A 22,751-nucleotide genomic window follows, 5' to 3' on the forward strand; every position below is an offset into this window, starting at 1 on the left:
GCGCGTTAAAGAGCGCAGCTCGGCTTCGAGAGAAAGGCTAATTCAGCAGCGTACAGAAACGATAAATCAGCAGAATCCGTCTGCCGATTGGAGGCGCCGTTGCGCGGGCAATGCGCGGTTGTCGGGGAGCGTAGGGCAGTAAAAATCCGATCAAACCGATCAGGCATAGCGCGAGGATCGGCATCTGGGGGTTATCCATCTTGAACTCAAAAGCCGGGTTGGGCGGCGAGTCCAGGCAGGGCTGGAACGAACAGTCTTGATCAGGCATAGCAATATGCCCAATAGGTTGCGAAGCAACGTGCTCCGATTCCGAACAGCCTGCCGGCATGGCGCCGGCAGACGAGAGAATCCATGGGCTTGGCATGGCACAGGTGGCCGAAACCAGCATGGCAAGCCAGCTCACCAACAGCACGCACAGCAGGATGTGCAGGCAAAGGCGATGTCTTGGAGAACGCAACGTAGTTAGCACAAGGGATTCTGTCCAGTAGGAATTCTTGAGATCGATTCTAACTCACAACGTGTATTACTTGAAGTAGATAAAGCCATTGCCTTATCGAATGCAGCTGACAGAACCCCCATCGTTAGCTTATGTGAGATGCTACATTTGACGGTGCAGCTTGGCCATTTCCAAGTTTTCTTCGGCCGCTTTTTCATAGGCATTAATCAATCCTCGGCAATGCGTTTGAAGATCTAGTGCCTGTTTACCATAGACATAGCCTTTTGCCTCATAGTGGCTAAGAAGCTTTTTATGCTCATCGGCTTTAAGCTGTATTTCTCTCGCCGCGTCTTCATAGTGCTTTGCCAGCGCTTCATGATCGGCATTGGATGCTGCATTTTCCAGAGCTTGGCTCATGTCCATTGGATGAGAGACCCTTTCGGTGCATGCAGTGGCTAAGCCTATGGCTAAAAGTAAGGCAATGAGTAACTTCGTTTTCATAGATGTTCTCCTAATTTATCAGCTGTGAAAGAAACAATTGATTCATCACGTTTTTTATAATTCGTAGAGGCACGAGACCAAGCTCATCAGTGCCACTATGAACTTTTACTTTAAGCACAAACTGAGCCATTATTGAATTCGGTCGATTAGCTGTTCTTTAGCTTGCAATTGAGGCAAGCTGCACAGTAGTGGTGCATTGGTAAAATTCCATGCACCTAATTAGAGCAAGGGTAAAAATATTAATAATTCAACCTCTACAGCCCTTAAGTCATTTAGTGTGGAGATGCACGTCTCCTCTACTCATAGGATTAGTTCCATATTAGGTGGCTCATAGACGGGTCCATTTAAGCCGTAACGCATTGGCAATCACCGATACCGAGCTAAAGCTCATCGCTGCCGCCGCAATGATGGGCGACAGCAGCAGGCCAAATGCCGGGTACAGCACGCCAGCAGCGATGGGCACGCCCAAGCTGTTATAAATAAAAGCAAAGAAGAGATTCTGGCGGATATTGCGCATGGTGGCCCGACTGAGCCGGATCGCCCGCACAATGCCGCGTAGATCACCTTTCACCAGCGTTACGCCCGCGCTTTCCATAGCCACATCCGTGCCGGTGCCCATAGCAATACCAACATGCGCCTGCGCCAAGGCCGGCGCATCGTTGATACCGTCACCGGCCATGGCGACCCTACGGCCTTCAGCTTGCAGTCGCTTGACCATCGCCGCTTTCTGGTCGGGCAGCACTTCTGCCTCGATCCGGTCGATACCTAACCGATGCGCTACCGCCTGCGCGGTAATCCGGTTATCCCCGGTCAGCATGACGATATGCACCCCTTCCTTGTGCAAAGCGGCGATGGCCTCTGACGCGGAATCCTTGATCGGGTCGGCCACCCCCAGAAGGCCCGCTTCCCGGCCATCTACTGCCACCAGCATCACGGTCTGCCCTTCCTGACGCAGCGTTTCCGCTGTATCAGCCAGACTGCCAATTGGAATGCCCAAGTCGTCCATGAGCATCGCAGTGCCTAGCGCGACCGAATGCCCCTCCACGTTGCCGGTTACCCCCCGTCCCGTCAGAGACTGAAATTCCTCCACGGTTACCGCTTGGATGCCGCGCTGCTGCGCACCGTTGACGATCGCCGCCGCCAAGGGATGCTCACTGCCGCGTTCCAAGCTTGAGGCGAGGCGCAATAACGTTTGCTCATCCATCTCTTTCGCCGGCACCACGGAGACTAGCTGCGGCTTGCCTTCGGTCAACGTGCCGGTCTTGTCCACCACCAAGGTATCGATTTTTTCCAGGACCTCCAGCGCCTCGGCATTTTTGATCAACACACCCGCCAAAGCGCCTTGTCCGGTGCCCACCATGATGGACATGGGCGTGGCCAGCCCCAATGCACAGGGACAGGCGATAATGAGCACGGCCACGGCGTTGACAAGGCTGTGTGACAAGCGTGGCTCAGGCCCCCAGACGGACCAGATGATGAACGTGGCGATCGCGATAGCTATCACCGCCGGCACGAAATAGCCAGAAACCGTATCGGCCAGTTTCTGAATCGGTGCGCGACTGCGTTGCGCCTCGCCGACCATATGGATAATTTGCGCCAGCAGGGTATCAGATCCTACCCGCTCGGCACGCAGCAGCAGGGTGCCGGTCCCGTTCACCGTGGCGCCGATGAGCCGGCTACCCGCCATTTTTTCTACGGGGATGGATTCGCCCGTCACCATGGATTCATCAACGGCACTGGCGCCTTCAATAACAGTCCCGTCCACAGGTACTTTTTCGCCCGGGCGCACCCGCAACACATCACCCGGCTGTACCTGCTCCAGAGGCACATCGCGCTCACTGCCGTCTTCCTCCACAAGACGGGCTGTCTTCGGCGCAAGCCCCAGCAGCATTTTGATAGCGGCCCCTGTGCGACTACGGGCACGCAGTTCCAGAACTTGTCCTAACAGCACCAAGGTAGTAATGACAGCAGCCGCTTCAAAATAAACCGGTACCCAGCCCCCCATGCTGCGTAGGCTGGCTGGAAACAGATCGGGCCAGACCGTGGCTATTAGACTATAGCCCCAAGCCACGCCAACGCCCAAAGCGATCAGTGTGAACATATTGAGGCTGCGATTGATCAAAGAAGCCCAGCCGCGCACGAAAAACGGCCAGCCGCCCCACAGCACCACAGGCGTGGCCAGCGCTAATTGCAGCCATTGCAGCCTGCGCGCATCCAGAAAATCGGGTATGGCGGCCGGATACAGGTCATGGCCCATGGCCAGCATGAACAACGGCAGGGTTAAGGCAGCGCTGACCCAAAAGCGTCGCGACATATCCTTGAGCTCGTGGTCTTCGGCTTCCACTTCGGCTATTCGCGGCTCCAGGGACATGCCGCAAATCGGGCAGTTCCCCGGTTCATTGCGCACAATCTCAGGGTGCATGGGGCAGACATATTGGGTTCGTGATTCAGGGCTTGGCATGGCCATGGGTTGCAAAGCCATGCCGCATTGGGGACAACTGCCTGGCTGCGACTGACGCACTTCCGGATGCATCGGGCAGGTGTATACGGGCGCTTGGGTAGTCGATTTAATTTTTATGGCCATTTTCAGGTTCTCCAAAATATTAAACGAAGGGCGGCGTGTCTCTTCCTCGGCGCCAGTGGCACTGGCCAGGAAATAGTAAGCGATGCGGTGCTGCAGCATTGCTTCCATCTGGTGCGCTTCAATGCAACACATCTCCTGATACAGCGCGGGGGCAATCGTTGCAAAAATCCTCACCAGCTGCGGATCGAAGTGACTGCCGCTGTCCCGTTCCAGCATGGCGATGGCATCGGACACCGGCCACGATGCCTTGTAGGGACGCCTTGTCGTCAGGGCATCGAAGACATCAGCGATAGCGAATATGCGCGCATTCAGAGGAATGGCTTCACCCTGGATTCCTAGCGGGTAGCCGCTGCCGTCGTATCGCTCATGGTGAAATTCAACCACATCCCTAGCACCGGCTAACCAACTCGATTGACTCAAAATATCCACACCCAGCGACACGTGGGTTTTCATGACCTCGAACTCTTCCGGCGTCAGTTTGCCAGGTTTGAGCAAGATGGGATCACGGATGCCGATCTTGCCGACATCATGCAAAAAGGCGCCGGCGATCAGATCGTGAATTTTCTCTCGGGAGAGACCGATCGCCTCACCCAGCCGCAGCGCATAAAACGTGACCCGGTAGTTATGACTGTTGGTCGCGGCATCGCGTTCGGCAATCGCGCAACCGAGCACGTTCATCAACTCCAAGTTGCCTTTCAGCAGGTCGCCGGACAGTTTGATCAGCCCTCGATTGAGGGTTAGTACGATCGGATACATCAGCAGCGTCGTGAACGTGATGCCGAGGGTAACAAACACCAGCCTGCGTCCCAGGTCTTCCTTGATCGAATCCCGGGTCTTGCGATCGACCTGATAGATACCTTCGAAATAACCGGTCAGCAATCCCCGGGCGTCATGTAGTGGCACCAGGATGACTAGCAGCAACTCGCCTCGGACATAATGAAAATCGTGAACAGGCTCATTCGTCTGTGGAAATCCATGGCGATAGCGGTCGATGTCTTGCTCGGCAAACTCCTGTCCCGGCCGGATGACTTCCAGCCTGAGTTGCTTGTTGCGGTCATACAGCTCAACGACCAGGAAATGCTGATTGACCAGTTGCTGCGCCAAGTCCGTCAGGTGTTGATAAGCCGCGGAGTCGAGCCGTTCCAGGTTGTGGGCGGATGCCCCGCTGAATGCTGCGGATTCCCTGAGTGCGAGGTCATGGACGGACTGCTGGATGCGATCGAGCTCTAGCCACAAGAAGACACCACCGATCGCCACGCTGAGGAACAGCCATCCCAGAAACAGCCGGACCAGAATCTTTCGATGGATGAACCGGCTCGTGGCCAGCACGGCTTCCGAATTCGCCCTGTCGACATCGACCTTTTCCGTCATAACTCCGACCCGTTCATACCGCCGATTTGCCTGCGACAGACTTGATGTCCCTATGCCAGCGCCAAATCACGTAAATCGCCGGGATCACCAGCAGCGTCAGAAGCATGGCCGAACCGATCCCGCCGATCATCGGTGCCGCCAGGCGTTTCATCACGTCGGCTCCGGTGCCGGTCGCCCACATGACCGGGATGAGTCCCAGGATGTTGGCCAGCCCCGCCATGGCCATGGGGCGGATGCGCTCGACCGCGCCTTGCTGCACGGTTTCCAACAGGTCTGGCAGGGTTTGAAGCTGCCCCGATTCTTTGCGCCGCCTGCAGGCTTCGTCCAGATAGGCGAGCATCACGGCACTGGTTTCGGCGGCCACTCCTGCCAGTGCAATCAAGCCCACCCACACGGCAATGCTCATGTTGTAGCCAAGTAAAGTCATGTACCAAAGTCCGCCCACCAGCGAAAGCGGCACACCGAGCATGACCATTAGCGTCTCGGCCACTGAACGGAAGGTCAAATAGAACAATACAAAAATGATGGCCAGCGTCAGTGGCACGAAAATCTTGAGCCGCGCCTTGACCCGTTCCATGAACTCATATTGGCCGGCCCAGGCGATGGTATAGCCGGCGGGCAGTTCGATTTTGCCCTGCACCACGCGCTTCAAGTCCTCCACGTAGCTGCCCACGTCGCGTCCGGCCATGTCCACATAGACATAGCCTGACAACATGCCGTCCTCGTCGCGGATCATCGAGGGACCGCTGACCATGCGCAGCTCCGCCAACTGCGCCAGGGGCACTAGGGCGCCATTGGGTGCGCTCACCGTTAACCGTCCCAGCTTGTCCAGGTCGTCACGCTGTTCGCGCAGGTATCGTAAATTGACCGGATAGCGTTCGCGCCCCTCGATGGTCGTGGTAAAGCTTTCCCCGCCGATGCCCGATTCGATGATCTTGCTGACGTCCATGACCGTGAAGCCATAGCGGGCGATTTCGTCGCGGTTGATGATGAAATCCAGGTAGTAGCCGCCGGAAACCCTCTCGGCGTAAACGCTACGGGTACCTGGGACGTCCTTGGCGATCATTTCGATGGCCTTGCCGATGTCCTCGATCTTTTTCAAGTCCGGCCCGAAAATCTTGATGCCTACCGGAGTGCGCACGCCTGTGGTAAGCATATCCAAACGCGCCTTGATGGGCATGGTCCAGGCATTGGTCACGCCGGGAAATTGTAAAGCCCGGTCCATCTCTGCGATCAGGTCCTCATAACTCAAGCCTTCACGCCATTGCTCCTTCGGTTTGAGCTCCACTACGACTTCCATCATGCTGAACGGTGCCGGATCGGTGGATGTGTCGGCGCGCCCGGCTTTACCGAACACGTGATCAACTTCGGGAAAGGACTTCAACTTTTGATCCATTTGCTGTAATAGTTTGCTCGCCTCCGTTACCGAAATGCCTGGTAGGGTGGTAGGCATGTAGAGGATAGTGCCTTCGTACAGCGGCGGCATGAATTCCGTACCCATGCGCTGGAATGGCACAACCATGCTGGCCATCAGCAAGAGGGCGAGTACCACCATGCTCACCCGAAAGCGCAGCGCCAGGGTCAGCAGCGGCGCATACATCCGCTGCAAAAACCGAGTGACCGGGTGGCGCTGTTCAGGGATGATGCGCCCACGGATGAGGAGCGGCAGCAGGGCCGGAATCAGCGTCACGGCCAGTACTGCGCTCATCGCGATAGATAGGTTCTTGGTCAACGCCAGCGGCGTGAACATGCGCCCTTCCTGAGCCTCCAGCGTGAACACCGGCATGAAAGCGATGGCGATAACCAGAAGAGAGGAAAAAATCGTGGGTCCTACTTCCTTGGCGGAACCGATGAGCACTTGATTGCGATCGCCAATCCCTCCATTGTCCTTCCATTCTTCCAGTCTTTTGTGGGCGTTGTCCACCATGATGATGGAGGCATCCACCATGTCGCCTACAGCAACGATGATGCCGCCGATGGACATGATGTTCAAGCCGACGCTAAGAAAATACATCGGAATAAAGGCGATCAGGATGGCAAGCGGCAGAGTGATGATGGGAATCAAAGCGGACCGGATGTGGAGCAGGAAGCCGACGATGAGCACGCTGACGACGATCAGTTCCTCGATCAGGTTTTCATTGGCGGTAGCGACGGACTCCCGGATCAAGTCGCTACGGTCGTAGGCAGTGACAATCTTGACGCCCTTGGGCATGGATGGCTCGATTTCCTTGAGTTTGGCCTTGACTCGGCCGATTACCTCCATGGCGTCCTCGCCGTAGCGCATGATCACCACGCCGCCCACCGCCTCACCCCGGCCATTCAGCTCCGCCACACCGCGTCGCATGTCCGGCCCTAAACTCACCGAGGCCACGTCGCGCAGCAGGATTGGCGTGCCCTGGACGTTGACTCCCACAGCGACTTTTTCAATATCGGCAGTGGACTTGATGTAGCCGCGTCCACGGATCATGTACTCGACACCGGAAAACTCGACCACCCGCCCCCCCACATCGAGGTTGCTCATGCGCACCTTGTCGATGATCTCGTTCAGGTTAAGCTTGTAAGCCAGCACCTTGGTGGGGTCTAGATTGATTTGATACTGGCGAACGAAGCCGCCGACGCTGGCCACTTCGGCCACTCCATCCACGGCGCGCAGCCAGTAGCGCAGATACCAATCTTGAAAAGAGCGCAACGAGGCTAAATCCTGCTGCCCGGATTCATCCACCAGGGCGTATTGGAACACCCAGCCCACCGCTGTGGCGTCCGGCCCCAATTGCGGCGCCACCCCTTCCGGCAGTTTGCCGGCCAACTGGTTGAGATATTCCAGCACACGCGAGCGCGCCCAATAGATGTCGGTACCGTCCTTGAACAGGACATAGACATAGGAATAGCCGAAATCCGAAAACCCCCGCACGACCGTCACATTGGGTGCGGATAGCAAGGCGGTGATAATGGGATAGGTGATCTGATCTTCCACCAGGTCCGGAGAGCGACCCATCCACGGGGTATAAACGATCACCTGGGTGTCGGACAAATCCGGCAGCGCATCGATGGGGGTGTTTTTCATGGCCCACAAACCGCCCGCGGCCAGGCCAAAGACCAATAGAAAGACGATGAAGCGGTTTTTGGCGCAAAATTCGATGAGTTTTTCTACCACTCGGTTACCTCATTATTCCATTCTGAATGGTTGCAGTACGCTAACGTACTGCAACCATATCCGCCCTTGCTGCAATCATAACGCTGATAGCGGAGCGCATTAAGAGCAGTACCAGACAGGAGGCGACGACAATATCGGGCCAACCTGAGCCAGTGAGCCATACCGCGCCGGCCGCGACAAAAACGGACAAATTCGACGCAATGTCATTTCGCGAACATTCCCACACCGAACTCATATTCACGTCCTCATGGCGATGGCGCCATAGAAGGAAAAGGCAAAGCATGTTGGCGGCAAGGCCTAGGAGGCTGAACACGCCCATAACCTCGAACACGGGGACAGTGGGGACAAGCAGTTTGAACACTACTTGAGCAGCCACGGTGCAAGCTGCTAAAAAAATGAGCCCCCCCTTAAACAGAGCGACTTTGGCCTTAACGGCTGTGTTCCTAGAAACCGCATAAAGACTAAGGCCATAGGTCAAAGCATCGCCAAGATTATCAAGGCTATCAGACAACAGTGAGGATGACTTGCCATACAATGCAGCGGCAACGATGACAAAAAACATCACGGCGTTGGTGCCGAGAACGATCTGTAATGTTCCGCGCTGTCGTTCGCGCAGCCGATCTAAAGAACAACCCTTATCGCAACAATCACTCATGATGAATACCTCAATGTTTCATGCCCGGCATGCCGCCGACCGCCGATTTCAATTGGCTTTCGGAGTCGATGAGGAAATTCGCTGAGGTTACGACGTGCTCGCCTTCCTGAACACCTTCCAGGACTTCCACCCAATCCCCGCTACGCAGGCCTGTTTTGGCATTACGCCATTCAAGCCGGCCGCCCCCGAGATGAATGAAAATGATCTGCCGTTCTCCGGATTCCAGGATCGCATCCTTAGACACGGCCAGTCGCACGCCGAGCGGTATCTTGAGTTCCAGGTTGGTATACATGCCGGGTTTGAGTCGCTCCCCCGGGTTATCCAGCTCGAAACGCACCTTGGCGGTGCGGGTCTGCGGATCGACGGTAGGATAGATAAAACCGATGCGTGCCTTCAGCGAGATATCCGGCGCATAGGACAGACTTACGCTGGCGGTCTGGCCGATCTCGATGAGGGGCAGTTCGTATTCGTAGATGTCGCCGACGATCCAGATATGGGACAGGTTGGCGATGGTGTATAACTCGTCACCCGGCTTGGTTTGCAAACCGGCCACGGCCATCTTGTTGATGACCGTGCCGCTGAGCGGGGCATGGATTGGCAAGGTGGTCAACACCTCGCCGGTGCGCTCCAGGTCGTGAATATGGCTTTCTCGAATATCCCAAAGCAAAAGCCGGCGGCGTGATGCTGCCAGCAGAGCTTTTGCACCGGCCGCAACTTCCGGGAACTCGCTCTGTCCCAGTGTCCGGCTGCTACGCAGTGCAATCAGATATTCTTCCTGGGTGGCCACCAGCTCCGGACTGTAGAGCGTGAACAAGACTTGGCCTTGCTTGACATGCTCTCCCGTATAGTTGACCAGCAGCCGGTCGATCCAGCCCTCCAGCTTGACGGTGACGCGGGCAAGCTGGCGCTCATCGACTTCCACCCTCCCCACCGTGCGGATTGTCCGTTCCAAAGGACGCCGCTGCGCCGGCTCGAACTTAACGCCAATGGATTGAAGCCGTTCCGGGCTGATGAACATTGAATTCTCGGATGGCGCCAGAGTTTGGTTTTGCGCAAGGATAGTATCATCCTCTTGCGCTGGTTGAGTTTCACCTCCCATCTCATGCCCCTTATGAGCAGGTACTTCGGCATTCCCAGCAGGTGCTAAAACGGTCGTCGGATGATTCGGCCGAAAGAAGAAAAACAAGGCCAGTGTCACCAGAACGCCCAGAGCCACACCGATGAGTAGGTCGCGAAATCGTAGATTCATGGTGTCACTCCGGTGATGCCTTCCAGCCGAGCCAGGGCTTTTTCGTGCTCGGCCATCTCGCTGTGGAATTCCAGTTCGTTTTCTTGCAAGGTCAGCAAACTGTTCAGGAGTGTCAGGAAGTCTACCTTGCCCACCGCATAACTGGCCTGGGCCGAAGTCAGGGTGAGGCTCGATTGTGGGATAATGGCGTCCTTCAGCAGCTTGACGAGCCGTTCAGAACGCTCGGCTTGGGCCAGATTATCCTTGATCCGGGCCAGCAGTTCCTGTCGTAGCGACTGCAAATCCTGGAAGGACGCTTCGCGTCCGGCAACCGCCTCACGCACGCCCTCCCGTTGCTTAGTGGCAAAGTAGAGCGGCACCTTGACGTTCAGCATAACCTGGTAGCCGTTCATCTTCATGGCGGTATCATGAAGCCCTCGCGCATCCAGTTCGAAGTCAGGATAGTATTCCCGCTTGGCTAGAGCGACGGACTGATCGCCACGTTCCAGGGCTTTTTGCTGGCTATGTAATAAAGGCGAGGCTTGATCCAGGAGTTTATTCAACTCGTCGGGCGAATGGCGAAGCGGCGTAAAGTGCATGTCCTGAGGGGGGCCGAGCGGGTCGTTGGGCAAGCGGTTCAGCAGACGGTTAATGTCGGCATGCAGTGATTGCCGGCGCTGCTCCAGCGTAGCGAGGCGGGCGAGCAAGCGTGAAATCTCCGTCTGCGCGCGTAATACATCCTGCTGGGCTGTCTGGCCGACGCTATAACGGGCGGTGGCGGTTTGCTCAAAATCCTCCAGCAGCAACTTGTTCTTGCTGACGACATTGATTGAAGCGTGGACAAAATGCAGCTCGTAGAAGAGCTCTTTCAGTTGGGCAATGACCGCCAATTGGGTTGACAGGTAATCCTGCTCCAGGCGCTCCGCATCGCGCGAGGCGATCTCGCCCTTGAGTCGGAGTTTGCCGGGAAACGGGACTTCTTGGCTCATACCGTACATCATTTCCTTCTGCGGAGCCATATCCTTGTAGCTGACACCCACCTTAGGATCGGGAAGTGTCTGCACCTGGGGAATCACGGCCTTGGCGGACTCCCAGCGCTGGAGAGCGGCCTGGATATCGGGATTATGGGACAGCGCCTCCTGGACCAGCTGTTCCAACGAAGCCGGTTGCATACTTTCCTCGGCGGCCCCTAAAATGGGCCACAACAGGCTGACCCACAGCAATGCGGATTTCATGACGTTTCTCCTTGGTGATGGCTGCATGCCCCCTCTCCGGTTGGTTTGCAAGCCCGGTACAGGGCGATAGTACCGGATACGGTTCGGTAACGGCTGATCTCTTCCACCGAGCGAAAACCGGCCTCCGCCATGAAAACCGGCAACAGGCCTCGAATATTATCGTGAACCTCCTCAGCCCAGCGTACCAGCAGCGAGATTAACCACATCGTCCGATCCTGCGGTTTCCCGAAATCCGCCACATGCAGTTCTCCGCCGGGCTTGAGTACGCGGAATGCTTCCGCGAGTGCCCGCCGTTTATCTTCCCGCGTCAAGTGGTGTAGCATCAGGCTCGCGAACACGCGATCGAAGGTCTCGTCAAGATAGGGCAGATCAGTGGCCGTACCCTGTCGCAGGACGATAACCTCCCCCACCTGCTCAGCCTTTCTGCGTGCGATAGCGAGCACCCGGGGATCGACATCGAGCCCATGCACTTCTGCGTCTGGATGGGTGCGCTTGATCAGCAGAGTAAGTGTTCCGGTACCGCAGCCCACGTCCAGCACGCGTTGGCCGGACTGGATGCGGGCCTGCGCGATCAAGGCGGTCTTTACTGCCTGTTCAGGATACAAACGCCGCATGATCGTATCGTACCATGGTGTCAGCCAATGAAAATGAAGCGCCGGAATGTACTTGGAGGACCTCTTCATAACACTTAATCCAGCTTTATAAGGAATCATGTAATCTACCCGATGTTTAATCGGTAGGTTTAGATTAAAAAGCTAACCAACCATTCACCATGAAGGTGTTGTTAAATTGAGCATCAGTATTTGTGCCATTGGCTTGAGAGTAGCCAATATATTGCAAGCTGGTACGCAAGTTCATCAGATATGAATACGAATTGGCTTTGCTAAATGGCACATAAACCAGTTCTGCTGTATAGAATTGACTGTTCGGCCTGGTTTGAGCAATGATATTGCCCTCGTCGCCAAATAGAGGCGCATGTGATCCGTTTATTTTGTTATACGCGAAAGTCAAACCATAAGTCTGATCGAACGTATAAGCGAGATTGATTTGATACGTTGCCAAATAGGTTCTACCCGTAGTCGGATCGGATGCCGCCCCTCGATCTGCCGATAGCTTCTGGTCTTCATAAATATAAGCCGTTTTGACTTCGAAGATATGTTTCGGATTCGCCATGTACTGATAAGTCGCATCGACTGCGACATCGGTAAAATGATTAGCGCCAAAAGTCTTGTCACGTCCAGGAAAAACATCGGCACTCATACCATAGTGCCCCAGCGCGAAATAGTGCCCTTGCCAGTCATGTTGCAGCGCGACACGCCAATAAGGCGCAGGGCCGTCAAGACTGACTCTGTCAGGCCCGGCGATACCGAATCCTCTCTGGAAATTGCTGGAAAATGAGCCATAAGCGCCAGCTTCCAAGTAAAGCAGATTGTTAATCATCGTATAAGCGGTAGCGCCGCCAACTTGAGAGCCCAGTGCATCATCAATCAATGGGCTAGCGCCGACTTCAGGCTGTACCCCGCTCCCCGTATAAGGAAATCCCCAGACGGGTGTGGTATTCCATAAGTCCTGTACGGTTGGATTGTTATTTAAAGAGATACCGTAAGTAATGGGGCTGCCGCCCAAACCTAATTGATCGGCAAAGCGGATATCGGTGTGTTCCATTACGAGCCGATCCTCATAGCCGTCATAAGTTAACTGGCTATAGGCGCCAACCTTGCCATAAATACGGCCTGCATAAACCAAAGACGCTTCGTCGAAGGTGAAGTTGTTGTTTTTATTATAGCCAGATCGAAGCGTTCCATCCGGCTGACTTGGGCTTTGTACTGTTTGATCCTTTTGGGTATTGGTGAATGATCCCTGTACCATGCCGCCGAGTGGGGGCAGTTTGGCGGCAGTGCCACTGCCCCCGCCCATCGTATAGCCGCCCAGTTTGAAATCACGGCCGTAAGGCGTCAGGTTAGGCCCGAAGGACTGGGTATGACACTGACTGCAGGCCACACCTGTCTGCCGGGAAAAACTCGGCATAGCTTCAGCTTCTGGACTTGTTAACAGCGTGGCTGAGATGAGCGCCAGTAGCAATGCCAGACAATAATTCAAATGGTAACCAGGTTTACAAAAAGGATGCATAAATCACTCCATATTGTTTCTTTGAATTTCCGCCATTTAACAAGCTGAAGTTCCCTAGTAGCCAAGTGGTTTTCAGCCCTTTCTATTCAGTGCCAGATTAACGCATACTCCGTCTCCAAAGCACAGGATTGTGTGCCTGCCTGAAGCTTCATTTTTTATTTCAAGCCTTCCTCGCCCGAGGACGGCGGATGACTTTTCTCAGTTCCAGGACCATCAGCGGTATTGATCCAACCCCGATCCAGGCCACGCACTGGTTTAGCGACACCGGTTCGATCTGAAACAGCGCTTGTAGCATTGGAACATGGTGTATCGCCAACTGCAAGGCAAAGCTCGCCGCCACAATCAGGAACAAGCGCAGGTTGGAAAACAGGCCTATCTGCCAAATAGTACGTTGTTCGCTCCGGGCACCGAAAGCGCGCAGCAGCTCGGCAATCACCAGGGCGGTAAAGGCGGCATCGCGGGCTTGTTCCAGGCTATTGTCGATATAGAGTTCATAGGCATATACGCCAAGCGTGACGCCGGCGGTCAGCAAGCCGGTGAACAGGGTTAATTTGAGGAAACTCCAGTTGAATAGGGTTTCTTGGGAGCGTCGTGGCGGGCGATTCAACACATCGGGATCAATCGGATCAGTCGCCAGAGCGAGCGCAGGTAAGCCGTCGGTTACCAAGTTGATCCACAAAAGATGCAGCGGCAGCAGGGGCAGCGGCCAGCCCAGAAGGACCGCGCTCAGCATCACCATTAGCTCGCCGGTATTCCCCGCCAGCAGATAGGCCAACGTTTTGGCGATGTTGTCATAAATGCCCCGCCCTTCTTCTACAGCAGCGACAATGGAGGCAAAATTGTCATCGGAGATGATGATGTCGGCGGCCTCTTTAGTCACCTCGGTACCGGTCATGCCCATGGCGATGCCAATGGAGGCTTCCTTGATCGCAGGGGCATCGTTAACCCCGTCCCCGGTCATTGCCACAACTGCCCCGCGGGCCTTCCATGCGTGGACAATGCGGAGCTTGTGCTCGGCAGTAACCCGCGCATAAACTGAAACCTGTGTCACACGTTCCCCCAGCGCTTCGTCGTCCAGACGATCAAGCTCGACTCCTGCGAGAACTTCTTCGCCTTTGCCCAGAATGCCCAATTCATGGCCGATTGCCCGTGCAGTGTCCGGATGGTCACCGGTGATCATCACGGTTTTAATGCCGGCCCGTTTGCACTTGACCACGGCCTCCTTCGCCTCGTTACGAGGCGGGTCCTGTAGGCCCACCAGTCCTAAAAGGGTGAGTCCCTGCTCGATCTCGGCATCGTTCACAACCACGCCCTCTTCGAAATTGAAGCCATCCGGGGGGCGCTCAGCGACTGCCAGCACGCGCAGGGCATCGTGTGCCAGTAAAGTATTAGCCTGGAGCAGCCGGATGCGATCGTCCTCGGTCAATTCCCTTACTCCCTGGCGGGTACGAATCAGAGTGCAACGGCTGAGAATAACTTCAGGAGCCCCTTTGACGAATGCCCAGGCATGACCTTTCTGATTACGGATGACAGTCATGCGTTTGCGGTCGGAATCGAAAGGCACAACAGCCAGACGCGGCATCTCAGCCTCGATGACTGCACGGGTAATACCCCCTTTCGCAGCGGCTACTAGCAGAGCCCCTTCGGTGGGGTCACCTACAACTGCTGGCCGATTATCTATCAGGGTCAGTTCGGCATCATTACAGGCGGCCGACGAATGCAGCAAAGCTAGGAGATCAGGGCTTTCTGATGGCAGGCTTTCCATATTGCCGGAAAAAAATGCCCCTTCCGTGCTATAACCTTCACCGGTGACGCGATACAAGCTTTCTGAGGTAATCAACTTGCGAGCCGTCATTTCGCCCATCGTCAGCGTGCCGGTTTTGTCGGTACAAACGACCTCGGCGCAGCCTAGTGTTTCGACCGAGGCCATATGCCGCACCAAGGCATGACGCTGCACCATGCGCTGAACACCCAAAGCAAGCGCGACAGTTACCACGGCGGGCAGCCCTTCGGGGATAGCCGCTACCGCAAGACTGACCGCGCTCAGGAAAAGCTCAAACAGCGCTATTCCTCGCAATAAGCCGAGCCCGAAAATCAGAGCGACAATGCCGAAACAGGCCCACAACAACAAACGCGCAACCCGGTCGAGTTTTCGTTGCAGCGGAGTTTCTCCACTTTCGGCAGTCTCCAGCAGTTTGGCGATATGGCCGAGTTCCGTCTCCATACCGGTAGCAACCACCAAGGCGCGGCCGGTGCCTCCTGTCACACTGGTGCCGAGGAAGACCATATTGTTCCGATCCGCCAAAGGCGTTTCCGGAGGCAAGCTGCCGGTAAACTTGCCTACAGCTTGTGATTCACCGGTGAGCGGCGCTTCGTTGATGCGAAGCACAGCTGCCTGGATTAGGCGAGCGTCCGCAGCGATCAAATCCCCGCCTTCGAGTAACAGGACATCGCCCGGAACTATTTCAGCCGCGGTAACTACCATACTACGACCGTTACGCACCACGCGGCAATGCGGGGCTGTCAAACGAGCCAGCGCGGCTGCCGCCTTCTCGGCACGGTACTCCTGAATGAAACCGATCACTGCGTTCAGGATCACGATGGTAATGATGACGATGCCATCTACGGTTTCACCCAGTGCGGCAGACACAGCAGCTGCACCAATCAGCACCCAAATGACAAGGCTTTTAAACTGGCTTACAAAAATGACCAAGGCCGAAAGTTGTTTGCCTTTGCGTAATTTATTTGGCCCATACCGAGCGAGCCGCTTTTTCGCTTCATTAACAGAAAGCCCTTGCTCCACATCGGTAGCAAGAAGGCTTGCGGCTTCGGTAATTGATAGCTTGTGCCATGTGTTTATAGTGGCGTTCCTCCCATTAACATTAGCAGCGCATCTGCATAATCATTATCGTCAGCTTTTCGGTGACGGAACGGAAAAGAACGGCGGCCGGAGTATTACCAAGCCAAGTCCGCGCTCGCATCCGCACCGGTATCCCTGAGTGGAGAGCAAAGTCAATATTGTCCGGGAGGGCAGTTCGTGGCTGCCTTCTCTATTCTCTGCCTTCAACTGCGCAACGCCTGCCTTACTTAGTCTACTCAGGCATGCTCTCTAATAGGCAGTCAACTGCATCCGAAACAGCTATATCGCCCCTTCCTTCATTGACTAACACGCCAAATATCCCACCCTGTCCAACCAGACAAATAGATGTGTCCCGCCATAGGAGAGCGTCCTTCTCCTTGTCATATAAAAAACCTGACACTTCCACCTTATCGGTATTGCCAACCACATTTAGATCAATAAGGGCTAAGACCATGATCCAGCGGGCTCCTGGTGGGCCGAGGCGCTTTATCAAGGCCGGATCAGCGGCCCGTAGATTATCATTCGTCAGTGCAGCGGTCTCGCGCGAAGTACCGTTCAGGACTACAGCATATCCTTTCCGCCTAAGAATCGTTGCCGCCTCTCCACGCAATCGATCTTCGAGATTTACCGCGACATGCTTATCGATTCGCGCATCAACCGCTGGTAGTAGCGTAATCTGACCTATGGATTCAGGCTTAAGTTCGGAAGCCCGGTAGAATGCTGGCTGGATAACTACACATCCCACCAGCAAAAAAAGCACACCGACTAATGTGATTATGATCGATTTATGCCAACGGATAGTCATGATTCGCTCTCCTCTTTGTTTAAGTCATACGGTTTTTGCAATTTTTGCCATTATTTGATGACTATCACCAAACTTACAAAGCGCATCGCAGTGCTGCCGAAGTTCTGAAAATAAAATGTATTCAATTGGGGTTCTGATCTGCTTAATGGAAGGGAGTGAGAGTTGTAAAACCACATCCTTTTCTCTACTCTCAGGTACCACCAAATAAAAAGTTTCGTTGCCGGTAGCAATGGAATAAGAAAGATCGGTCAGGCGTAAAATTCCCGAATAAATACTGGTGCTTTTTTCAACTTCAAAGGCACAAATCACCTTATTTGTCCCTTTCTCAAACCATAATACATCTATCAGTTTGATAGTGTTGGCGGTTTCTTTATCACAATTGATAGCCGGAAATTTATCGGGATTCATAAACGAAAAACTATGTCCTGCATAGGACTTCGAGCGGTCATTTGGAGCCACAAAAGCATCGTAACCCAAACTTTGACCGATTTTTAGCAGATGAAACTGCATTTCGGAATGGAGGTTTTCTTCCTGTTTTTCGTCTTGAATTTCTTTTTGGCGTTTTTCAATGTTTTTTTCTAACTTGTTTCGTTCGTCTTCACTTAAATAGTCATTATTGCCGAGCAGCATTTTTTGCGCACCAATTTCAAAACAAATTCTAAGAACTACCCTTAAAATCATTTGGAAAAGTTTTATTTTTAATATTTTCCACCACCTGTAAAACCCCTCTGCGAATGGTGCGAAAGGCTTTGAGCCGTTGATCATTGTCAATAAACCAAGTGTTGTAAACACTTTGCGTATCAGCTTTATATTGTGTGATTATTTGTAAGAGATTGTTCATCTTTTATTTTTATAGTGGTTACGCATTGACGACTGGATAGAATTACGGGTTCACAGGTACCATGCTTGGCATGGAAGAAGAGCCAAGGTGGGTGGCAATAATCGCATCATCATCGAAGTAGCGATGCAATTGCTCAAAGTGCGTTGGCGTAACCCGACGGTTCGAGTCAGTCACGGCTTCGGCGTACGACAGTGCCGCTTTCTCCCGTTCGCTGAACAAAGGACTTGTCTCAAATTCCGTAAGTTCGGCCAGTTTGTCAGGGTCGATCCCCCGCTTGAGGATGATGAAAGGATTGAGATCAACGCAGAAATGGCAACCGTTGATTTGCGAAATGCGTACAGTGATCAGTGAGCGCAGCAAAGGCTCAATCGGCGATGTTCGGCGGTCCAGGGCGCCATAAAGCAAAGCGAGGGCGACTAAGACTTTCGGCGTGCGTGCCCAAAGGCGGGCGGCTTCCAGTACCCTGCCGTATCGGCGCTTCTGATTCCAAAAGAAAAGCCGCACGTACCAGGGAAAACGATAATCAGATGGCGTCGTTAAGAATGGCATGATTTATCTCTGGGGTCATGATATGTCACTTTTCAAAGTCGCTGTCAGCAATAATCAGTCAGAACCCACGATCACCATGATGGACGCAAACTAAAATGTCAAAGTCGATGTTGAGTGTTCCAACCCGATGTCAGCGTATTGCAATAGGAAGGTTCATTTAAAATTTTATGTTTTGCTCACGTTCTCAACTCTCTGCTGACATCGGCTTTGAAAAGTGACACCGGCAGCAATGAACTGATTGTCACCAATGTATCATGGGTATACTCAAACGGAACAATGCCATGAGACACAAAAAGTGTCTCATTAGGGTGTTTTGAAACATTTTAGCTGCTATCGTGCCAGGGTTTAAACCCTATCGAGACCAAACAGGACTCATGGCTATTTATGGTTACGCCCGCGTCTCCAGCGCGGATCAAGATTATTCCCTTCAAGAACAGGCGCTGCGTACGGCGGGCTGCGAAATTATCCGGGCCGAGAAAGTGCCAGGCACCGGTCGAACTGAATTAGAATTGCTGCTGGAATTTCTGCGCAAGGGCGACACGTTGGTCGTTACCCGCGTGGATCGTCTGGCCCGCAGCATCAAAGACCTGCAGGACATCGTGTATGCGCTCAAGGAGCGCGGCGTCACGTTACGGGCGACGGAACAACCGATCGATACGCAGACTGCGGCCGGTAAGGCCTTCCTGGACATGCTGGGGGTATTCGCCGAGTTCGAGACGAATCTGCGCCGCGAACGACAGATGGAAGGGATTGCGGCGGCCAAGGCCCGGGGCGTCTACCAGGGCAGGAAGCCTTCCGTTGATAGCCAGGCGATCAAGGTGCTACGCGATCAACAAAAGCTCGGCGCCACCGAAATCGCCCGGCAGCTCGGCGTCAGTCGGGCCTCGGTTTACCGGGCGCTGGCCAAGCCTCACGCCGAGACCTGACTTGATCCCGGCCGATTCGCTGTTACGGCTGCGGCAACGGCTGGACCCATTGCCGCCGAAAAGTCCGGAGCGGGCCGCCCAGGTGGCGGCGGTCGCCAATCTCTACGGTGTCTCGTCCAGCACCGTCTATCGGGCACTGAACCACGTCAATAAACCACGCTCCGCGCACCGAGCCGATTACGGCAAGCCGCGCAAATTGCCGCGAGCCGAGCTGGAGCGCTATTGCGAACTGATTGCCGCACTTAAGCTCAGGACCACCAACAAGAACGGGCGGCACTTGTCCACCCGACGGGCCATCGAGTTGTTGGAAGACTATGGCGTGGAGACTGCCGAAGGCCTGGTGCAGGTTCCGAAAGGCTTGCTGACGCGGCCTACCGTGAACCGCTATCTGACGCTCTGGCGTCTTGATCAGCCTCGCCTGACCCGCGAGCCGGCGGCCGTCCGCTTCCAGGCCGAACACAGCAATGACTGCTGGCAGTTCGACATCTCGCCGTCGGATCTCAAACATATCGACAAACCCGACTGGATCGACCCGGCCAAAGGCCAGCCCACTTTGGCGCTGTTCAGCGTGGTCGACGACCGCAGCGGCGCCGCTTACCAGGAATACCGCTGCATCTACGGCGAAGACGCGGAGTCGGCGCTGCGCTTTCTGTTCAACGCCATGGCGCCCAAGGCCGATGCCGCCTATCCCTTCCAGGGACGGCCCCAAATGCTCTACCTGGATAACGGGCCGGTGGCGAAAAGCCGGGTGTTTCAGAACGTGATGCAGGCGCTTGGCATCGAGTGGCAGACGCATCTGCCGGCCGGCAAGGACGGCACGCGCACCACAGCCCGCTCCAAAGGCAAGGTCGAGCGTCCGTTCCGGACGGTCAAGGAAGCCCACGAAACCCTCTATCACTTTCACAAGCCGGAAACCGAGCAACAGGCCAACGAATGGCTGCTGCGCTACCTGCTGAACTACAACGCCCAACGGCATCGCTCCGAACCGCACTCACGTAATGATGACTGGCTGACCCATCTGCCCGCCGAAGGGCTGCGCGAAATGTGCACCTGGGAGCAGTTCTGCCGCTTCGCCCGCGAACCGGAACGGCGCAAGGTCGGCATCGATGCCCGCCTCAGCATCGAGGGGACCCAGTATGAAGTGGAGCCCGCCATGGCCGGCGAATCGGTCGTCTTGCTCTGGGGACTGTTCGACGACGAGTTGTTGGTCGAATTTGACGGCGAACGCTTCGGACCGTACCGGCCGGTCTCCGGGCCGATCCCCCTGCATCGCTATCGGGCCTTCAAACGCAGTCAGGCCGATCAGCGTGCCGCCCGCATCCGCTCATTGGCGGCTCAGCTCGGCTTGCCGATTGCGGCGCTGTCCGGCAACGATGTACGCCTGGCGGAGCCAGAGCTCCCGACAACTATGCCTCGGCAACCGTTCGATACCGAGGCGCACGAGTACCATTATCCAACGGTCATTGCCGCCAAGCTGGCCATCGCCGACGAACTGACGACACCGCTGGCCAAACTGCCGCCCGAGGATAAAGCCTTCATCGACCAGGTTCTGGCCGAAACGCTGACACGCCGGGTTGTGCTGGCGAAAGTGAGAGACTATTTCCGAGATAAAACAGGAGCACAGCATGCGGGTTGAAGTGATGCAGTACTACGGGCTGACCAGGCCCTTTAACCAGGCGGGCTATTACGAGACCGCCCACCACCAGGCACTGATGAAGGATATCCGTGGGGCGATCCATGAAGGGCGGCTCATTGCGCTCTGCGGCGTGGTCGGCAGCGGCAAGACGGTGATGCTGCGCCGGCTCCAGCGGTTGCTGGAAGAAGAGAAGAAAGTAACCGTTTCCAAGTCATTGGCTGTCGATAAACACCGCATCAAGCTGGCCACCTTCATCGCGGCCCTGTTTTACGACCTGTCTACCGAGAAACACGTGCGTATCCCCAGCCAGGGCGAAAAACGCGAGCGCGATTTGCGAGAGCTGGTGCGCAAAAACAAGAGGCCGGTGGCGCTGTTTGTGGACGAAGTCCACGATCTCAATGGCCATACCTTGATCGGCCTGAAGCGTCTGATGGAGCTGGTCGAGGATGGCGATGGCCGACTGTCGGTCGTGCTGGCAGGGCATCCCAAATTGCGCAACGATCTGCGCAAACCCACAATGGAGGAAATCGGCTACCGCACTGATGTGTTTTCCCTGGATGGCATCACCGGTCATCAGCGTGAGTATATTCAGTGGCTGCTCAAGACCTGCTCGGATAGCCAATCCGAAGCCGATGCCATGCTGACTGACGATGCCCTGGAGCTGTTGGCCGCCAAACTGCGCACGCCGCTGCAAATTCAACTGCACCTGACCTTGGCGCTCGAAGCCGGCTATCAGGCGGGTGAGCGTCCCGTTCCGGTTGAAGTCGTCGATTCAGTGTTATCACGCCAGATTGATGATCTGGAACCTACGCTGATCCGGCACGGCTACCGCATCAAAGACCTGACGGAGCAATTGGATGCGAAGTCCGCCGACATCAAAGCATTGTTCAACAATACGCTGGATCCGGTGCGGGCAACAGAGTTGCGCGAGAAAATGCTGCGGGCCGGGCTGCCCATTTGATGCCTGCGATAGTTGCAGATAATGTGAGCCTATGGAAATGGAATGCGAGCCCATACGGATAAATGCAAGCTCAGTGGCATTTATTCTGAGCCGAGCCGGATTTTCAGTCGCAATTAATCCGAGCCGAAAAACGCGATAATTGCGAGCCCGGCTATTTTCAAACGCGAGCCACTACAGATAGGCTTAACAGTTAGGTTGTTAGTCTTTGTGTCGCTTTTCAAAGTCGATGTCAGCAGATTGTGAAAAGTGACAACTACCTTGTGGTCCGAAAATGAAGGAATCGTTGTCGTATCCGATGATGATGCAAATGGTCGGCTCATTTGCTGAGTTCGAGCGTACGATGCTGCACGAGCGCACTCGAAATGGTCTGGAGGCAGCCCGTAAGCAAGGCCTGATCGGCGGCCGCCGCCCTAAACTGAAGACTCATCAGCAAGAGGAAATTGTTAAGCTGGTCAGTTCCGGACAGAAAAACGGATTCTGTGGCTTACCTGATGTCACTTAGATAACGGTGACTTCTTCAGCTTGCAAGCCTTTCGGGCCGCGTGTGATCTTGAACTGGACGCGCTGGCCTTCTTCAAGGGATTTGTAGCCTGTGCTCACGATGCTGCGGTAATGGACGAACACATCAGGGCCGGTTTCTGGTTGGATAAAACCAAAGCCTTTTTCAGAGTTAAACCATTTAACGGTGCCGGTAGTCATGGTAGACATAATAATAAGTCCTAATAGAGGTATTTGAATTAAAGCCTTAAACAAGGCGAGTAACCTCTTTAAAGACAAAACCTAGACTGTGTAATTCATCAACAGTTGATTCTAAAACCGTTTTTTATCATTCACGGGGGCATGTACCTTGGTTGTCAGATGGGCAAAAAAAGGCTGGGC

Annotated in this window: 18 protein-coding genes; 4 read left to right on the forward strand and 14 right to left on the reverse strand. The window is 54.8% G+C overall.

Annotated features, from left to right (window positions below; genetic code table 11):
- Positions 1-37 precede the first annotated feature (37 nt).
- The 13 genes from METLU_RS0100415 to METLU_RS24030 all read right to left on the reverse strand — a co-directional run bounded on the left by METLU_RS0100415 (position 38) and on the right by METLU_RS24030 (position 18,349).
- Positions 38-469, reverse strand: a complete 432-nt coding sequence (locus METLU_RS0100415; protein WP_155920336.1) for a hypothetical protein — start codon at positions 467-469, stop codon at positions 38-40.
- Between the two features lie 129 nt (positions 470-598).
- Positions 599-937, reverse strand: coding sequence for a hypothetical protein (locus tag METLU_RS0100420; protein ID WP_027156521.1), 339 nt, complete (start codon positions 935-937; stop codon positions 599-601).
- A 328-nt stretch (positions 938-1,265) separates the two neighbouring features.
- Positions 1,266-4,892, reverse strand: a complete 3,627-nt coding sequence (locus METLU_RS29045) for a heavy metal translocating P-type ATPase (RefSeq protein WP_081678969.1) — start codon at positions 4,890-4,892, stop codon at positions 1,266-1,268.
- A gap of 13 nt (positions 4,893-4,905) precedes the next feature.
- Complete coding sequence (locus tag METLU_RS0100430) at positions 4,906-8,046, reverse strand: efflux RND transporter permease subunit (protein WP_027156522.1); 3,141 nt, start codon at positions 8,044-8,046, stop codon at positions 4,906-4,908.
- A 40-nt stretch (positions 8,047-8,086) separates the two neighbouring features.
- On the reverse strand, positions 8,087-8,701 hold the full coding sequence (locus METLU_RS0100435; RefSeq protein ID WP_027156523.1) for a cation transporter: 615 nt from the start codon (positions 8,699-8,701) through the stop codon (positions 8,087-8,089).
- Positions 8,702-8,711: 10 nt separating this feature from the next.
- Positions 8,712-9,950: an efflux RND transporter periplasmic adaptor subunit gene (locus METLU_RS0100440; RefSeq protein ID WP_027156524.1), complete on the reverse strand. Its 1,239-nt coding sequence runs from the start codon at positions 9,948-9,950 to the stop codon at positions 8,712-8,714.
- On the reverse strand, positions 9,947-11,191 hold the full coding sequence (locus METLU_RS0100445; protein ID WP_231383506.1) for a TolC family protein: 1,245 nt from the start codon (positions 11,189-11,191) through the stop codon (positions 9,947-9,949). The genes METLU_RS0100440 and METLU_RS0100445 overlap by 4 nt, the downstream gene beginning before the upstream one ends.
- Complete coding sequence (locus tag METLU_RS24020) at positions 11,161-11,877, reverse strand: class I SAM-dependent methyltransferase (protein ID WP_231383507.1); 717 nt, start codon at positions 11,875-11,877, stop codon at positions 11,161-11,163. Before METLU_RS24020 ends, METLU_RS0100445 begins: the two co-directional genes overlap by 31 nt.
- Before the next feature lie 34 nt (positions 11,878-11,911).
- Positions 11,912-13,192, reverse strand: a complete 1,281-nt coding sequence (locus METLU_RS0100455) for a cytochrome C (RefSeq protein WP_231383508.1) — start codon at positions 13,190-13,192, stop codon at positions 11,912-11,914.
- Positions 13,193-13,454: 262 nt separating this feature from the next.
- Positions 13,455-16,097, reverse strand: coding sequence for a cation-translocating P-type ATPase (locus METLU_RS0100460; RefSeq protein WP_231383509.1), 2,643 nt, complete (start codon positions 16,095-16,097; stop codon positions 13,455-13,457).
- A gap of 289 nt (positions 16,098-16,386) precedes the next feature.
- A complete protein-coding gene (locus tag METLU_RS0100465) occupies positions 16,387-16,959 on the reverse strand; it encodes a hypothetical protein (RefSeq protein WP_027156528.1) in 573 nt (190 codons plus the stop codon).
- A 24-nt stretch (positions 16,960-16,983) separates the two neighbouring features.
- Positions 16,984-17,751, reverse strand: a complete 768-nt coding sequence (locus METLU_RS24025) for a hypothetical protein (protein ID WP_231383510.1) — start codon at positions 17,749-17,751, stop codon at positions 16,984-16,986.
- 91 nt (positions 17,752-17,842) lie between these two features.
- A complete protein-coding gene (locus METLU_RS24030) occupies positions 17,843-18,349 on the reverse strand; it encodes a carboxymuconolactone decarboxylase family protein (protein WP_051299697.1) in 507 nt (168 codons plus the stop codon).
- Positions 18,350-18,684: 335 nt separating this feature from the next.
- Here METLU_RS24030 and METLU_RS0100480 point away from each other — a divergent pair, with 335 nt between their 5' ends.
- The 4 genes from METLU_RS0100480 to METLU_RS0100495 all read left to right on the forward strand — a co-directional run bounded on the left by METLU_RS0100480 (position 18,685) and on the right by METLU_RS0100495 (position 22,374).
- A complete protein-coding gene (locus tag METLU_RS0100480; RefSeq protein WP_231383511.1) occupies positions 18,685-19,275 on the forward strand; it encodes a recombinase family protein in 591 nt (196 codons plus the stop codon).
- Positions 19,276-19,279: 4 nt separating this feature from the next.
- On the forward strand, positions 19,280-20,911 hold the full coding sequence (locus METLU_RS0100485) for a DDE-type integrase/transposase/recombinase (protein ID WP_196806470.1): 1,632 nt from the start codon (positions 19,280-19,282) through the stop codon (positions 20,909-20,911).
- Entirely contained in the window at positions 20,901-21,872 is a 972-nt protein-coding gene (locus METLU_RS0100490; RefSeq protein ID WP_027156531.1) for an ExeA family protein, read from the forward strand. Before METLU_RS0100485 ends, METLU_RS0100490 begins: the two co-directional genes overlap by 11 nt.
- A 271-nt stretch (positions 21,873-22,143) precedes the next feature.
- Positions 22,144-22,374: a recombinase family protein gene (locus METLU_RS0100495; RefSeq protein ID WP_081678970.1), complete on the forward strand. Its 231-nt coding sequence runs from the start codon at positions 22,144-22,146 to the stop codon at positions 22,372-22,374.
- Here the strand turns inward: METLU_RS0100495 and METLU_RS0100500 are convergent.
- Positions 22,371-22,571, reverse strand: coding sequence for a cold-shock protein (locus METLU_RS0100500; protein WP_027156533.1), 201 nt, complete (start codon positions 22,569-22,571; stop codon positions 22,371-22,373). The genes METLU_RS0100495 and METLU_RS0100500 overlap by 4 nt on opposite strands.
- Positions 22,572-22,751: the final 180 nt, after the last annotated feature.

The sequence above is a fragment of the Methylobacter luteus IMV-B-3098 genome (genome assembly GCF_000427625.1).
In the GTDB taxonomy this organism is placed as follows: Bacteria; Pseudomonadota; Gammaproteobacteria; order Methylococcales; family Methylomonadaceae; genus Methylobacter; species Methylobacter luteus.